The sequence below is a fragment of the Pyxidicoccus trucidator genome, assembly GCF_010894435.1.
Taxonomy (GTDB): domain Bacteria; phylum Myxococcota; class Myxococcia; order Myxococcales; family Myxococcaceae; genus Myxococcus; species Myxococcus trucidator.
This window is the reverse complement of the sequence record NZ_JAAIXZ010000020.1, coordinates 183,145-197,954: the sequence shown is the minus strand read 5'-3', so window position 1 is coordinate 197,954 and position 14,810 is coordinate 183,145. Positions and strand designations below refer to the sequence as shown.

Below are 14,810 nucleotides of genomic sequence, written 5' to 3'. Positions count from 1 at the left end.
CCACAGGAAGCTCCGCCTGGTTCCCGATGAGAGGAGCGTTGCCGCGGACCGTGGGCGCTGCTTGCCTCGGCGTCTCGTGTCTTCCACCTTCATTTCATGGGGCCACGACACTCCTCTTCCGGCCTGCGGGCAGACGCCATGGCGAGCGAAGCCGGCCGGGCTTGGGGAGCCCGAAGCAACGGCTCACGGACGGACCCGCGCCCACCGCGCGAGGCCCCCGGACACCGCCGGGTGTCAGGCCTTCCCCCACGCCCGCCGCGTGGAGGAGCGCCATGTCGGGCTCGCCGCGCATCCTGCTGATTACCCTCACCCTCGGGTTGGGGCTCGCCCTCACGGTCGGGCTGGTGGCCTTCGACCGGCTCGCCCGCGCCAGCCTGGAGCGCGAGGCCTTGCTCCAGCAGGCGGCTCGCGCCGACCAGCTCGCCGACCAATTGCAGACCCGCCTGGAGACGGCGAAGCAGGTGACGCGCACCGTGGCGGCGCTGGCCGGTCCGCTCCGGGAGCGCTCCGCCGTGGAGGCGCTCGCCCAGCGCACTCTGGCTTCCACCTCTCCGGAGTACGTCTACGGCATCGGTGTGTGGTTCGCGCCCTACGCGCTCGAGCCTCGCCGTCGCTGGGTGGGGACGTATGCCCATCGTGAGCTCGATGAGGCCCAGCGCATCGTCCTCACCTACGAGTGGTCCACTCCTGCCTACGACTACCACCAGCAGCCCTGGTACGTGCTGGGCCTGCAAGTGGAGGAAACCCCCTTCCTCAGCGAGCCCTACTTCGACGTGGACTTCGTCTACTCCTCCTTCCTCATGCCCTTCCTGGGCGAGGACGGAGCGCCGCGAGGCATCGTCAGCGTGGACGTCATCCTTCCCCAGCTGCGTGCCCTGGTCATCCAGGCGAACACCTCTTCGCAGGAGACGTTCTCGGTCGTGACTCGCGAAGGGCGGCTCTTCGCCCACCCGCGGGATGAGTCGCTCCTTGCCTGGGCGCGAGCCCAGGGCCGGGCGGGTGCCGTCGGGGTCCTGTCGGAGCTGTCGCTCGAGGACCTGCGCGCCTACGAGGCGGAGCAAGGGCTGGCGGGCGGTCGGCACACCCGCGCCGCGGCGGTGCGCGATGCCGGGTGGACGGTCTACGTCTCCACGGACGAGGACCAGCTCTTCGCCGACTCACGTCGGCTGCATGCCACCCTCCAGGGAGTGGGCCTCATCTTGTGGGGAGCCCTCCTCGCGGGACTCGTGGCAGGCATGCGCACCCTGCGGGTCCGCGCCCTGTCGCATGAGCTCGCGGAGCAGGAGCGGGACAGGGAGACGCTGGAGCGCAACGAGCGGATGCTGCGCGCGGTGCTGGAGACCTCCATCGATGGCGTGGCCGCGGTGGATGCCGAGGGACGGCTGGTGGAGTGGAACACCAGCGCGGAGCAGATCTTCGGCTGGCCTCGGAAGGACATCCTCGGGCGCCTGGCGGTGGAGACCCTCTGCCCGCCCGAGGACCGCTCCCAGCGGAGTCATCAGCTCGCGCGCATCCTCGATGCAGGCTGGTCCAAGGTGCTGTCCTGCCGGCTGGAGGCGCGCGCGATGCGCCGGAATGGGGAGGTGTTTCCGGTGGAGGCGAGCCTCGCCGTGGTGCACGTCGATGGCACGCACCGCGTCTACGCCTTCTTCTCGGATGTCACCGGGCGCCACCGGGCAGAGGAGGAGCGACAACGGCTGCTCGAACGGCAGCAGGACCTGCTGTCCCAGCTCCGGCGGCGCTCCGCCGAGCTGCGGGCCATCATGGACAACATGGTGGAGGGTGTCTTCGTGGCCGACGAGAACGGCCGGCTCTCCTTCGTCAACCACGCGGGCCTGCGGATGTGCGGAGGAGGCGTGCCCGCGTCGGGCGAGCCGGGCGTGGAGCCGCCACACGTGGGCCCCCTCATGACCATGGATGGCGAGCTGCTGGAGCGCGACGCGCTGCCACTCTACCGGGCCCTGCGGGGTGAGGTGGTGCTCGGCTTCGACGTCCGGGCGCACAAGCCCGGTGGTGAACGGGTGCTGCGCATGAACGCAGCCCCCATTCCCGATGAAGACGACCGTGTCTCCGCTGCGGTGGTGGTCATCCACGACGTCACCGACGCCGTGGAGTTCGACCGGCTCAAGGACGAGTTCGTGCAGATGGCCGCTCATGAGCTGAAGACACCAGTGACGGTGATGAAGTCCTTCGCCCAGCTGGCACTCAAGACGCAGCTGGGCAGGGACCCCGCCCTGGGCCGGCTGCTGGAGGGAATCGACCGGGGGGCCAACCGCATCGACATGGTGGTGCGCACGCTGCTCGACGTGTCCCAGTTGCACCAGCAGCGCATGCAACTGGTGGAAGAGACGCTGGACCTGCGGGCGCTGGTGGAGGAGACGGCACGTCGGATGGCCGAGACGCGACAGGGGTACACCCTCCACGTGCAGGGGGACCAGTCGCTTCCGGTGTGGGGAGACCCGGCCCGCCTGGAGCAGGTGTTCGTGGCGCTGCTCGACAATGCCATGCGCTATTCACCGCAGCCGGCACCGGTGGAGGTGGTGCTCTCCACCGACGGGGAGTCGGCGGAGGTGTTCATCCATGACCAGGGCATCGGCATCCCCACGGACAAGCAGGGCCGGCTCTTCCACCGCTTCTACCGGCCACACGCGGGGACCCCTCATGACCGGGGAGGCCTGGGCGTGGGGCTCTACATCGCGCGGGAAATCGTCCAGCAGCACGGCGGCCAGCTCACGCTGGAGAGCCGTGAGGGGACGGGCACCACCGTCCGCGTCCGCCTGCCGCTGCTCACGGCGCGTGCTGGGACCGATATCCGTCCCGGCGCTCTCGAACAGGACGGCGCACCCGCCTGAACGTCGCGCCAGCCCCCCCACCGCATTGGCTACTGTGCGGCCATGACCGCTCCGCGACCGAAGACCTGTGCGGCCTGTGGGCGTGGCATCGCCGCCCGCGAGGTGTACTACCGCTTCAAGCTCGTCCTCGAAGGAGAGCAGGACGTGCTCGATGCCTCCGGCGGTGGGGAAGGGGATGACCTCGCCGCGCTCGTGAAGCAGCTGGAGGAGGGACCCGACGACCCCCGCGAGCTGGAGGAGCAGGTGCACTGGGAGCGCACCGGGGTGGTCTGCTCCGCGTGCCGTCTGGTGGTGGTGCGCGCGCTCGCGCCGTCCCCGACGCCCGCCGGGCCGCATTGAGGTGTGTGGACAGCGGGAACCCGCGTCCCGGGCTTGGAGAACGTCCACCCACCCGGACGGGACGGTCCATTGGCTGGGGGGAGAACTTCCGAGGGGGGCCTTTGTTGCGTCGGTAACGAGAGTGCGGCTCCGGACGGGGAGCCCCCTCGCGGTGAGCGGGCTCTCCGTGCTGAATCGGAAGGCAGTCGCTCAGGAGGGCCACGAGACGATGCCCAGGTCCACCGGTATGGTCCAGGTCGGAGGCACGCCGTGACGGCCGTCGTCATCATCGGCGCTGGCTCCTACGGCGTCGTGTACAAGGAGTACCTTGAGGCGGACGGCCGCTGGGACGTGCGGGCCTTCCTCGACGATGACCCCGCGATGCAGGGAACGACTGTCGGCGGCCTGCCCGTCCTGGGGACCACCGCGGAGCTCCCCAGCCTCCGCGAGCGCGGCATCGAGGGCGCCTTCGCGCCCATCGGAAACAACTCCGTGCGCGTGCAGTTCCTCGCTCGCGCCCGCGCCGCGGGGCTGCGGACTCCCAACTTCGTGCACGCGTCCGTCATCACCGCCTCGACGCCACGGCCGGACTCGGGGGTCTACATCCTGGCGGGGACGGTCATCATGCCCCTGGTCCAGATTGGCGAGTTCGTGATGATCAGCATGGGCGTCAAGATTGCGCACCACACGACGCTGGAGCGGGGCGTCTTCCTGTCCACGGGGGTGAATGTCGGCGCCGGCATCCACGTGGGGGAGCGCGCGTTCCTCGGCATTGGCTGCACGGTGGTGACCAAGGTCCGCTCGCTGGGCGCGGACTCGATGATTGGTGCCGGAGCGGTGGTCCTCAAGGATGTCCCCGCGGGCATCACCGTCGTGGGGGTGCCGGCGCGGCCCCTCCCACGCGACGCCGCGAAGCTTCCAAGCAACGTCGAGTGACTCCGGGGGCGTCCTCCGCCGGGCCGTTGCCCGCACCCCCCTGGAGGGCAGTGCGTCTGTTGTCCGGGCGGAGCGCCCTATTGCCTGCCAGACACCGGGCCGCTCCCGCGATTGCACGCGCGCTCCCCGTCCGCAAGATGCCCGTCCCGGGGGAAGCCTCGGGGGCGGCTCGCGGCAGCCCGGAGAACTTCGATGAGGCGCGTCCTGCTTCTGGCCGGGATGCTGTGCGTGAGCGCATGCGCGTGGGGGCCCGGCCTCCACATGGACGAGGCCGCCTTCCGCGAGCGCTACGCCGGACGGGCGGATGCGGGCGTCGATGACGCGTACGAGATTGTCCCCATCACCGCGGGGCTGCTGGGCAAGCAGCTCGAGGCGCGCCGGAAGACCCAGCCCGTGCGGCTGGAGGACCCGCTGGCGAAGGTCGCGGCGGACTACTCCTACCGGGTGGCACCCCACGATGTGCTGAGCGTCATCGTGTATGACCACCCCGAGCTCACCATTCCCGCGGGTGAGTTCCGGTCCGCCGAGGCCAGTGGCCACCCCGTGGCGGCGGACGGGACGATGTTCTTTCCCCACGCCGGGCTCCTCCACGTCGCGGGCAAGACGTTGCCGGAGATACGCGAGCTCCTGACGCGGCGGCTGGCGCCCGTCATCGAGCGACCTCAGCTGGACGTGCGCGTGGCGGGCTTCCGGGGGCAGAAGGTCCAGGTCACCGGCGAGGTGGCCTCCCCCAGCACCGTCCCCATCACCGACGTGCCCCTGCGGGTGCAGGACGCCATCAGCCAGGCGCGCGGGCTCACCCCGGAGGCAGACCTGCGCGCCGTCGTGCTCACCCGGGGCGGCAGGACGTTCACCCTCGATTTGCAGGCGCTCCAAGAGGAGGGGGACATCAGCCAGAACTGGCTCCTGCAGGACGGAGACATCCTCCATGTCTCCGACCGGAGCCGGAACAAGGTCTTCGTCCTCGGCGAGGTCCGCAGGCCCTCTTCGCGCGTCATGGTGAAGGGCCGGATGTCGCTCGCGGAGGCGATTGGCGACAGCGAGGGCTTCGACCCCGTGACTTCGAATCCCTCGAAGGTCTACGTCATCCGCGGCAGCTTCGACCGGCCCTCCATCTACAAGCTCGATGCCGGCTCGCCGGATGCACTGCTGCTTGCCACACAGTTCCAACTTCAACCACGTGACGTCGTGTTCGTCTCGGCGCACGACTTGACACGCTGGAACCGCATCATCAGTCAGATCGAGCCAACAGTTCGGCTACTCTGGGAGGCGGTACAAATCGGCGACAGAGCCATCATCTTGCCGCCGAGATGACGAGCAACTCCAGCAGCCGCAAGGCTCCTGCCCGCTCCAGCGCAGGTACTCCGACAGACGACACGCTCGACCTCGGAGCCCACCTGGGCATCCTGCTCGAGTACCGCGGGTCGATTGTCGCGACCCTGGTCGCCACGCTGCTGGTGGGGGGCGTCTACATGGCCGTCGCCACGCCCAGCTACCGCGCCAACGCCGTCGTCCAGATTGAGCAGAAGGGCAGCAGCGGGGAAGGGCTCGAGGAGCTGTTCGGGAACTTCTCCGGGGAGGTCTCCACGGAGATGGAGATCCTCAGCTCGCGGGAGCTGCTGGGGAGGGTGGTCGACGAGCTCCGGCTGGACGTGGTGGCCGAGCCTCGGCGCTTCCCCTTCCTGGGCGCGAGGCTCGCTCGCACACATGAGGGGCCGGGCCTCGCCGAGCCCCCCTGGGCGGGCCTGGGCGAGTACGCCTGGGGCGGTGAGCGCATCCGCGTGGACAGGCTGGCCGTGCCCCGGGAGCTGGAGGACGTCCCGCTCACCCTCGTGGCACGGGAGGCCGGCGCGTACACGCTGCTCGGCCCGGACTCCATCCCGCTGCTCAGCGGGCAGGTGGGTACACCCGCCATGGCGCAGGCGGGCTCTCCCTGGGGTGTGGAGCTCCTCGTCGCCGAGCTCTACGCACGCCCGGGGACGCGGTTCCAGCTGAGCCGGAGCTCACGCCTCCTGGTGGTGGAGTCGCTCCAGCGCGCGCTGCGGCTGGGGGAGAAGGGCGCCGGCACCGGCGTGCTCACCGTGGCCCTGGAGGGGCCGGACCCGGAGGGAATCTCCGCGACGCTCCAGGCCATCGTGACGCACTACATCCGCCAGAATATCGGGCGCAGGAACGAGGAGGCCGAGCGGGCCCTGGTGTTCCTCGACAGCCAGCTCCCCGGCCTGCGCGCAGCGCTGGAGCGCGCGGAGGCGGCGCTGAGCGCCCACCGCGCGGGGAAGGGCACGGTCGACTTCGAGCAGGAGACCAAGGCCATCCTGGACCGCGGTGTGGAGCTCGATGCCTCCATCTCGGAGCTGGAGCTCCAGCGCACCGAGCTGCGGCAGCGCTTCACGCGCAAGCACCCGGCCATCAAGGTCACCAACCAGAAGCTGTCACGGCTGAAGGCCCGGCGGACGGCCCTCGCCACCCGGCTCAAGGCCCTGCCTGTCGCGGACGTCGAGGCGGCCCGGCTCCAGCGGGACGTGGAGGTCGCCAACGCGTTGTACCTCCAGCTCAACAACAAGGCCCAGGAGTACCAGGTCTTGAAGTCGAGCACCGTCGGCAACGCGCGCATCCTCGACGCGGCGGTGGTGACGCGCGAGCCCGTGCGTCCCTCCCAGTCGGGGGTGCTCGCGGTCAGCGTCGTGCTGGGGCTGACGCTGGGAGTCGCGCTCGCCTTCATCCGGCACGCGCTCCACGGCGGCGTGTCGAACCCCTCCATGCTCGAGGCGCGACTCGGGCTTCCCGTCTACGCCTCCATTCCCCTTGGGAAGAGCGCGTCGCTCCGGGCCCGCGGAGTGCGCACCATCCTGGCCAGGAGGCAGCCTCGGGACGTGGCCGTCGAGAGCCTCCGCGGCCTGCGGACAAGCCTCCAGTTCGCGATGAAGGACGCCCCCAACAACGTGGTGGCCATCACCGGGCCGAGCCCGGGGGTCGGCAAGTCCTTCATCGCCGTCAACCTCGCCTGGGTGCTGGCGGAGTCCGGCAAGCGCACCCTGCTGGTGGACGCCAACCTGCGCGGGGGCTGGCTCCACCACTGCTTCGGTGCCGGGCGCTCCCAGGGCCTCTCCGAGCTCATCAACGGCACGGCCGAGCTGGACGAGGCGATACTGCCGGTTCCCGGACAGCGCCTGTCCTTCCTGTCCGCCGGTGCCCTGCCACCCAATCCCGCCGAGCTGCTGTTGAGTGACAGGTTCGCGGCGCTCGTGACGTGGATGTCGGCCGAGTACGACGTCGTCGTCATCGACACGCCGCCCATCCTGGCGGTCACCGACGCGGCGCTCGTGGGCCGGCATGCGGGGGTGAATCTGGTGGTGGTGCGCGCGGGCGCTCACCCGATGCGGGAGGTCACCGCGGCCGTCAAGCGGCTCGAGCTGAACGGCGTCCAGGCCCGGGGCGTCATCTTCAACGGTGTGCCGCGCTCGTCGAGGGGGCGCGCGGTGAGCGGCATCTACCAGTACGAGTACCCGAAGGCGAGCTGAGCCCCGGCGGAGGCCTCCGTGAGCTGGTTCCGATGCACAGCCCTGGGCTTCATCGCCGCGCTCTACGTGCTCGCGGGCCGCTGGGCGTTCGACCGGCTGGCCTCGGGGAACCCCGAGCCGAACCCGTTCCTGGAGCTGCGCCTGTGGATTGTCATGGGCGGGTTCCTGCTCGCCACGCTGGGCCTGGCCCATGCCGCCCACCGTGGGTCCGCGCCGGAAGAGACGCGGCTGGATGTCCCGCTCATGACGGCGCTGGGCGTCTTCTTCGGGTACCTGTGTGCCAGCGCGGCCTGGGCGCCCGACGCGGAGTTCGCCCTGCCGAAGCTCTACGAGGTCGTCCTGGCAGGAGTGATGAGCCTGGGCGTCGGACTCGCCGTGCTCCGCCAGCAGGCGGACCGCGTGCTGGAGTCGTTCTGGACCATCGTCGTCGCCGCGACGGGGCTGCTGGCACTCGTCGGCGTGAGCCAGTTCTTGGGCGGCGGTGGCGGCGCGCGGCTGGCGGTGCTGGGGGGCGGACCGAATGTCTTCGCCCGGCTCATGGGGATGTTCGCGCTCGGTGCCCTGTACTTCTGGAAGCGCGGAGGCCGGACGTGGCTCTGGATTCCGATGGCGGCCACCGGCGTCCTCCTCGCCATCCTCACCGGCTCACGTGGCGGGGCCCTCGCCATCATCGGGGGCGTCCTGGCCTTCCTCGCCGTGGGGCGAATCCCCTTGCGGCGGCTCCTCCTCCTGTCGCTGCTCGCCACCGTCGCCACCGCGGCGGTCATCGCCTTCACGCCACTGGGCAAGGCGCTGAGCCACTCCATGGAGGAGCGGTTCCTCAAGCTGACGCTCAAGTACAAGGATGGCGATGTCTCGGAGGGCGGGGTGTACCTGTCGGGACGCGAGGTCCTGTATGCCAGGGCCTACGCACTTGGACTCGACTTCCCGGTGATGGGGGCCGGGCTCGCGGCCTTCCCGGCGCTCGGCCTGGGCGTCTACCCGCACAACCTCTTCCTCGAGGTGTTCTGCGAGGGTGGCGTGCTGGGGCTCGCGCTCCTCGGCTGGGTCATGCTCGCCTATCTCCGCTCGGCGTTTCGAGGCCGTCGCGGACTGGACGCGGCGACGGTCGGCGCGGCGGTGCTGGTGCTGATTGGCAGCCAGTCCAGCGGCGACTTCTACGACGCCCGGTCCCTCTTCCTGCTGATGGTGCTGTCCGCGTGCACCACGGTCGCGGGGGCGGCGCCAGCGCGCTCCCAGCTGGATACCTGTGTCACCGCAGAAGGAGCGACCTGAAATGAAGATCATCTACCTCCATCAGTACTTCACCACGCCCGCGATGCACGGCGGGACGCGGTCCTACGAGCTCGCCCGCCGCCTGGTCGGCATGGGGCACGAGGTGCACATGGTGACCTCGAACCGTCAGCCTGACGGGGATGCTCGGGGCTGGCGCGAGACGAACGAGAGCGGCATCCAGGTGCACTGGCTGCCGGTGCCCTACTCCCAGAAGATGTCGTACCCGGACCGGATTCGCGCCTTCGGCAACTTCGCCGTCAACTCCGCGCAGCGGGCCGCGCAGCTCAAGGGCGACGTGGTCTTCGCCACGAGCACGCCGCTGACCATCGCGGTGCCCGGCATCGTCGCCTCGCGCTGGAACAACCGGCCCATGGTCTTCGAGGTGCGGGACCTCTGGCCCGCCATCCCCATCGCCGTCGGGGCCCTCAAGAGCCGCCCGGCCATCCTCGCCGCCCAGGCGCTCGAGCGGGCCGCCTACGCTGGGGCCGCGCACATCGTCGCGCTCTCGCCGGGGATGAAGGCCGGGGTGGAGGCGGCGGGCGTGGCCTCGGAGAAGATCACCGTCATCCCCAACCTCTGCGACCCGGAGCGCTTCCACGTCCCCGCCTCGGTGGGCGAGGCGTTCCGGCGGAAGCACGCGTGGCTCGGAGACAGGCCCCTGGTGGTGTACGCGGGCTCCCTGGGCCGGGTGAATGGCGTCGACTTCCTCGTCCGGCTCGCCGCGGACGTGCTGACGAGGGACCCGGAGGTGCGCTTCCTCATCGTGGGACAGGGCAGCGAGGAGCGGACGCTGCACGCGCTCGCGGAGCAGCTCGGGGTGAAGGACCGCAACCTCTTCATCCTGCCCCCCGTGGTGAAGGCGGAGGTCCCCGCAGTGCTCTCCGCGGCCACCATCGCCACATCCCTCTTCACCGATGTGCCGGGCATGGAGGACAACTCCGCCAACAAGGTCTTCGACGCGCTCGCCGCAAGCCGCCCGCTCGCGCTCAACTACGGGGGCTGGCAGGCGAAGCTGCTCGAGCAGGAGCAGTTCGGCCTGTACCTGCCGCCCAAGTCCATCCCCGCGGCGGGGGCCCTGCTGGCGAGCCGGGTGCGTGACACGCGGTGGCTCGCCGAGGCAGGGCGCCGGGCGGGGCGGCTCGGCAGGGAGCGCTTCTCCGCGGACGCAGCGGCCCTCCAGCTCGCGGAGGTGCTCCAGCGGACGGTGGGCAAGGCATGACGCGGCGCCGGTCCGCCGGCAGGAACTTCGCATGGACGCTCTCCGCTGGGCTCGTGTACGCGCTTGCCCAGTGGGGCGTGCTGGTCCTCTATGCGCGGCTCGGCGACATGGCGCTGCTCGGCGAGTTCGCGCTCGGCCTGGCCATCACCGCCCCGTTGATGCTCATGGCGCGGATGCAGCTGCGCGCGCTCCAGGCCACCGATGCACGGGAGGCGTACGGTTTCGAGCACTACCTCGGACTGATGGCGCTCAACGTGCTCGGGGGCGTGGTGCTGTGCGGCGGCATCGCCCTGGTGGCGGGGTACCCGGCGCGCGCCGGCTTCGTCATCACGCTGCTGGCGGTGGCCAAGGGCTTCGAGTCCCTCAGCGACGTCTTCTACGGCGCCTTCCAGCGGGCCGAGCGGATGGTCCTCATCGCCCGCTCCCTCATCGCCAAGAGCGTGCTCTCCGTGGTGCTCGTGGCGCTCGCGCTATGGGCCACGGGCAGCCCGGTGGTGGCGGCGGCCGCGCTGGGGCTCTCCTGGGCGCTGGTGCTCTTCCTGTTCGACGTGCCCGCCTATCGCCGTGAGTTCGGAGGCGCGCGTCCCTGGCGCCGGCTGTGGCAGGTGCCCTGGCGTGAGCAGGGCGTCCGTCTGAGGGGGCTGCTGGGGCTCGCCTATGCGCTCGGAGTCGTCGCGCTGCTGGGCTCGCTGCGCCCCAACGTCCCTCGCTACCTGCTGGAGGCGCACGCCGGCCAGGCCGAGTTGGGCGTGTACGCCGCGCTCGCGTACTTCTCGGCGCTGGGTGGCCGGGTGGTGCAGTCGCTCGGGCAGGTGTTGAGCCCCAGGCTGGGGCGCTACCACGTGGCGGGAGACTCGCGCCGCTATGGCCGCACGCTCCTGGGCTTCGCGGGAGGGGCGGCGTTGGTGGGTGTCTGCGCCATCGTCGGGGCAGTGCTGCTCGGGCGACAGGTGCTGACGCTCTTCTATGGTGCTCCGTACGCGCGTGACCTCGGCCTGTTCGTCTGGCTCATGGTGGCCGCCGCGCTGGAGTACGTCGGCGTGAGCCTCCAGGTCGCGCTCACGGCGGCCCGGGAGCTGAAGGGGCAGGTGCTGATGCTCGTCCTGTCCGTCGTGGTGGTGGCGCTGGCGGGCCTGTGGTGGGTGCCTTCGGCGGGCCCCGTGGGGGCGGCGTGGGCCCTGGCGCTGGGCTGGCTCGCGGAGCTGGGCTGTAGCGGGTGGCTCGCCCTGCGCTCCTGGCGGCGCCTCGGGCGCAAGGAGGCGTACCCGGTGCCCGGCGGTCCGGGGACGCAGGTGGCGAATGGCGTGGACACGGTTGCCTGAGCACCCCGGCGGGGAGCTTCGGTGCCCGGGCCGCGACACCGGGCACCGGCTCGCGGACGGGTGGTGGGGGCGTGTGGTGGCACCCATGTTGTCATGCGACAGGACCCGGAAGCAGGAGGGCGGACGGATGCCGCGACAGGTTGGGACGGCGCTCTTCTTCAAGCAATGCATCGACCGTGTGGCAGCGGCCGCCGGGCTGGTGTGCCTCGCCCCGGTGATGGCCGTGACGGCCCTGGCCGTCCGCCTCTCCATGGGCCGGCCGGTGCTCTTTCGTCAACAGCGCCCGGGACGTGGGGGCAGGACGTTCCAGCTCGTGAAGTTCCGCACCATGCTCGAGGCGAGGGACGCGGACGGTCGTCCACTCCCGGACGCGCGGCGCATCACGCGGACGGGACGGTTCCTGCGCTCGACGAGCCTGGACGAGCTCCCGCAGCTCTGGAACGTGCTGCGTGGTGACATGAGCCTGGTGGGCCCGCGCCCGCTCCTCGTCGAGTACCTGCCGCGCTACTCCGCCGAGCAGGCGCGGCGCCATGACGTGCTGCCGGGCATCACCGGCTGGGCGCAGGTGAACGGACGCAACGCGCTGGAGTGGGAAGAGCGCTTCCAACTCGACGTCTGGTACGTGGACCACTGGAGCCTGCTGCTGGACGCGAAGATTCTCGGGCTGACCTTCCTGCGCGTCGCGCAGCGCCAGGGCATCTCCCCGAAGGGCCACGCGACGATGCCGCCGTTCCTTGGCAGCGGCAGCAGCGCAGGCGGGAGGCGGGTGCTGGTGGGGCGCTTCGGGCTCAGCGGCCCTGGTGCACGGCCCGCACCACCTCCACCACCCTGGCCAGGTCATCCGGAGTGAGGTTGGAGCCGGAGGGTAGGCAGAGGCCTTGCTGGAACAGCTCCTCCGCCACGTGGCCGCCCCGCCGCTCGAAGGCGGAGAACACCGGCTGAAGGTGCATGGGCTTCCACACGGGCCGGGCCTCGATGTCCTCCCGCTCCAGCGCGAGCCGCACTGCCTCGCGGTCCGCGCCGAAGCGCGCCGGGTCGATGGTCAGCGTCGTCAGCCAGCGCGTGTGCCGTCCCCACGGGGCTTCGGGCATGAAGGTGATTCCAGGGACGTCGGCGAGGGCGCGCGCGTAGAACGCGTGATTCTCGCGCCGCGCCGCGACCCGCTCCTCCAGCACCCGCAGTTGCGCGCGGCCGATGGCCGCCAGCACGTTGCTGAGGCGGTAGTTGTAGCCCACCTCGGAGTGTTCGTAGTGCGGCGCGGCGTCGCGCGCCTGGGTTGCGAGCTTGAGCGCGTGGCGGATGAGCCCCTCGTCGGGTGACACCAGCATCCCTCCGCCCGAGGTGGTGATGATCTTGTTGCCGTTGAAGGAGTAGATGCCGGCACGGCCCCGGGTGCCCGGGACGCGCCCCTTGTACGTGCTGCCCAGGGCCTCGGCCGCGTCCTCGATGAGCGGCACCCCGTGGCGCTCACACGCCGCCAGGATGGGGTCCAGGTCGGCGCTCTGTCCGTAGAGGTGGACCAGGACCACCGCGCGCGGCAGCCGTCCGGCCCTGGCGCGGGCTTCCAGCTCCTCTTCCAACAGGGCGGGGTCCATGTTCCAGGAGGCGCGCTCGCAGTCGATGAAGACGGGGGACGCCCCGAGGTAGCGGATGGGGTTCACCGACGCGGAGAAGGTGAGGGTGCTCACCAGCACGTCGTCACCCGGGCCCACTCCCACCAACTGCAGGGCGAGGTGGAGCGCGGCCGTGCCGGAGCTCAGCGCGAGCGCATGCGGCGCTCCGACGCACCGGGCGAACTCCTCCTGGAAGGCATCGACGTGAGGACCCAGCGGCGCAATCCAGTTGCTCGCGAACGCCTCGTCCACGTAGCCACGCTCGAGTCCTCCCAGGTGCGGCGAGGACAGGTAGATGCGCTGGGGCATGGGGTTCGCTCCTGGAAGGGGCAAAGAGGCGGGGAGTCTGTTCGCTGCCGGGAAGACGCTCACCCACTCAGCGCCGTGAGCACCCGTGAGGCCACCGCGTCCCACGAGCGAGAGACTGCCGCGGCGTGGATGCGCTGCTCCATGGCCGCGTGTCCGGCCTCGTCGAGGCGGGCGGCCTGGTGCAGCACCTCGGTGAGCCGGTCCACGCTCAAGGGCTTCACGGACCAGCCAGCGCCCGTCTCGCGCACGTACTCGTGGAGGTCCGGAGGCCCACCGGCGATGACGGGACGAAGGAAGGAGCGGGCGAGCTGGGCCGTGCCGCTCTCGTGGCGGATGTGCTCGTCGTAGACGTTGAGCACCGCGTCCGCGGCCCCGAAGTACCGGCGGTGCTCGCTCAGGGGGATGAAGCCCGGGAACATCCGGACCCGCTGCTGGACGCCCGTCTCCTCGCAGAGCGCCATGAGCTGCCGGAACGAGACGTCCCCCTCCGGGCCGGCGACGAGCAACTCCCACTCCGGGCTGCGCGCCAGGCTCTCGAAGACCAGGCGGAAGCACTTGTCGGCCCGCAGGGTGCCGAACGCGAGCAGCACCTTGCGCCGCGTGTCGATGCCCAACCCGGCGCGGGCCGCCGTCCGGTCCAGGCGTGGCACCTTCCCGGGATGGGGGGCGCCGTAGGGAATCACCTCGACCTTGTGGTCGTAGCGCCGCCCGGGGTCGACGTTCTCGAACAGGTTCTCCCTCATCCCGGGCGCGTGGACGAAGGCCCGGTCCATGCTGCGCAGGATGTGCCGGGCGAACGGCCGCGCGAGGAGCTTGTAGGTGGCGGCGATGGGAGACGCGTGCCGCAGGTTGAAGTTGGTGTCGTGGAAGATGCACACCTGCCGATGGGAGCGGGGGGCTCGCGCGAGGTGCGCCGCCAGGGAGAGGTACTCGAAGGTCTCGAACAGCAGCGGCGGCCTGCCCAGGTGGTGGTGCACGCGCTGCAATTCATTGAGCATGTTCACCTGGCGCGTGAGGCGGCCGGTGCCCCAGGCGACATCCCCGAGGGGCCCCAGGCGCTCCCGGTACGCCGAGCGGGACTCGATGGCCGCGTCCTTCCCGACCGCGTGCGAGACGATGGGGGTGGGGTAGCTCACGCTTCCATTCAGTCCGAAGACGTGGACCTCCACGCCGAGCTGCACGAGCGCCTCTCCCAGCCCGGTGAGATAGGACTGCTGATGTCCCGAGGGCTGGAAGGCCGACGGGCTGAAGATGAGCAGGCGATTCGGTGGCATGTGGGAAGCCCTCGCGCCGCGCGTGTCCGCATGGCGTCCGGACTCCACAGCGCCTTCGCGCTCCCATCAAGCGCCCCACGGGGCAGGCACGGGTCCTGTGCAGGCCACTTCGTGACGGAGGCAGAGTGCTCGAAGACGCGAATCGCCGGGCGACGCGTTGAAGCATCGCCC

11 protein-coding genes are annotated in these 14,810 nt (G+C 70.7%); 9 read left to right on the top strand and 2 right to left on the bottom strand.

Annotated elements, in window-relative coordinates; translation table 11 throughout:
• Positions 1–272 precede the first annotated feature (272 nt).
• The 9 genes from G4D85_RS39800 (at position 273) to G4D85_RS39760 (ending at position 12,293) form a co-directional block, all read left to right on the top strand.
• The gene (locus tag G4D85_RS39800; protein WP_164019471.1) at positions 273–2,852 is read left to right on the top strand and encodes a PAS domain S-box protein; all 2,580 of its coding nucleotides are present in this window, start codon (positions 273–275) and stop codon (positions 2,850–2,852) included.
• 42 nt (positions 2,853–2,894) lie between these two features.
• Positions 2,895–3,191, top strand: a complete 297-nt coding sequence (locus G4D85_RS39795) for a hypothetical protein (protein ID WP_164019470.1) — start codon at positions 2,895–2,897, stop codon at positions 3,189–3,191.
• Between the two features lie 249 nt (positions 3,192–3,440).
• Positions 3,441–4,106, top strand: coding sequence for an acetyltransferase (locus G4D85_RS39790; RefSeq protein ID WP_164019469.1), 666 nt, complete (start codon positions 3,441–3,443; stop codon positions 4,104–4,106).
• A 192-nt stretch (positions 4,107–4,298) separates the two neighbouring features.
• Positions 4,299–5,420 (top strand): polysaccharide export protein, encoded by a 1,122-nt coding sequence (locus G4D85_RS39785; RefSeq protein WP_164019468.1) that lies wholly within the window; start codon positions 4,299–4,301, stop codon positions 5,418–5,420.
• A complete protein-coding gene (locus G4D85_RS39780; RefSeq protein WP_164019467.1) occupies positions 5,417–7,627 on the top strand; it encodes a polysaccharide biosynthesis tyrosine autokinase in 2,211 nt (736 codons plus the stop codon). Before G4D85_RS39785 ends, G4D85_RS39780 begins: the two co-directional genes overlap by 4 nt.
• A gap of 18 nt (positions 7,628–7,645) precedes the next feature.
• Entirely contained in the window at positions 7,646–8,902 is a 1,257-nt protein-coding gene (locus G4D85_RS39775; protein WP_164019466.1) for an O-antigen ligase family protein, read from the top strand.
• Between the two features lies 1 nt (position 8,903).
• Entirely contained in the window at positions 8,904–10,121 is a 1,218-nt protein-coding gene (locus G4D85_RS39770; RefSeq protein WP_164019465.1) for a glycosyltransferase family 4 protein, read from the top strand.
• On the top strand, positions 10,118–11,443 hold the full coding sequence (locus G4D85_RS39765) for a lipopolysaccharide biosynthesis protein (protein ID WP_164019464.1): 1,326 nt from the start codon (positions 10,118–10,120) through the stop codon (positions 11,441–11,443). Before G4D85_RS39770 ends, G4D85_RS39765 begins: the two co-directional genes overlap by 4 nt.
• Positions 11,444–11,570: 127 nt before the next feature.
• On the top strand, positions 11,571–12,293 hold the full coding sequence (locus tag G4D85_RS39760; RefSeq protein WP_164019463.1) for a sugar transferase: 723 nt from the start codon (positions 11,571–11,573) through the stop codon (positions 12,291–12,293).
• Here G4D85_RS39760 and G4D85_RS39755 read toward each other — a convergent pair.
• Positions 12,232–13,365: a DegT/DnrJ/EryC1/StrS family aminotransferase gene (locus tag G4D85_RS39755; protein ID WP_164019462.1), complete on the bottom strand. Its 1,134-nt coding sequence runs from the start codon at positions 13,363–13,365 to the stop codon at positions 12,232–12,234. The two genes, G4D85_RS39760 and G4D85_RS39755, sit on opposite strands and share 62 nt — an antisense overlap.
• A 59-nt stretch (positions 13,366–13,424) precedes the next feature.
• Complete coding sequence (locus tag G4D85_RS39750) at positions 13,425–14,639, bottom strand: glycosyltransferase family 4 protein (protein WP_164019461.1); 1,215 nt, start codon at positions 14,637–14,639, stop codon at positions 13,425–13,427.
• Positions 14,640–14,810: the final 171 nt, after the last annotated feature.

What these genes read in the sequence shown, in the direction of transcription:
- G4D85_RS39750 (WP_164019461.1), bottom strand. Translation starts at nt 14,639, where the DNA reads ATGCCACCGAATCGCCTGCTCATCTTCAGCCCGTCGGCCTTCCAGCCC.
- G4D85_RS39785 (WP_164019468.1), top strand. Translation starts at nt 4,299, where the DNA reads ATGAGGCGCGTCCTGCTTCTGGCCGGGATGCTGTGCGTGAGCGCATGC.
- G4D85_RS39780 (WP_164019467.1), top strand. Translation starts at nt 5,417, where the DNA reads ATGACGAGCAACTCCAGCAGCCGCAAGGCTCCTGCCCGCTCCAGCGCA.
- G4D85_RS39800 (WP_164019471.1), top strand. Translation starts at nt 273, where the DNA reads ATGTCGGGCTCGCCGCGCATCCTGCTGATTACCCTCACCCTCGGGTTG.
- G4D85_RS39795 (WP_164019470.1), top strand. Translation starts at nt 2,895, where the DNA reads ATGACCGCTCCGCGACCGAAGACCTGTGCGGCCTGTGGGCGTGGCATC.
- G4D85_RS39770 (WP_164019465.1), top strand. Translation starts at nt 8,904, where the DNA reads ATGAAGATCATCTACCTCCATCAGTACTTCACCACGCCCGCGATGCAC.
- G4D85_RS39765 (WP_164019464.1), top strand. Translation starts at nt 10,118, where the DNA reads ATGACGCGGCGCCGGTCCGCCGGCAGGAACTTCGCATGGACGCTCTCC.
- G4D85_RS39760 (WP_164019463.1), top strand. Translation starts at nt 11,571, where the DNA reads ATGCCGCGACAGGTTGGGACGGCGCTCTTCTTCAAGCAATGCATCGAC.
- G4D85_RS39755 (WP_164019462.1), bottom strand. Translation starts at nt 13,365, where the DNA reads ATGCCCCAGCGCATCTACCTGTCCTCGCCGCACCTGGGAGGACTCGAG.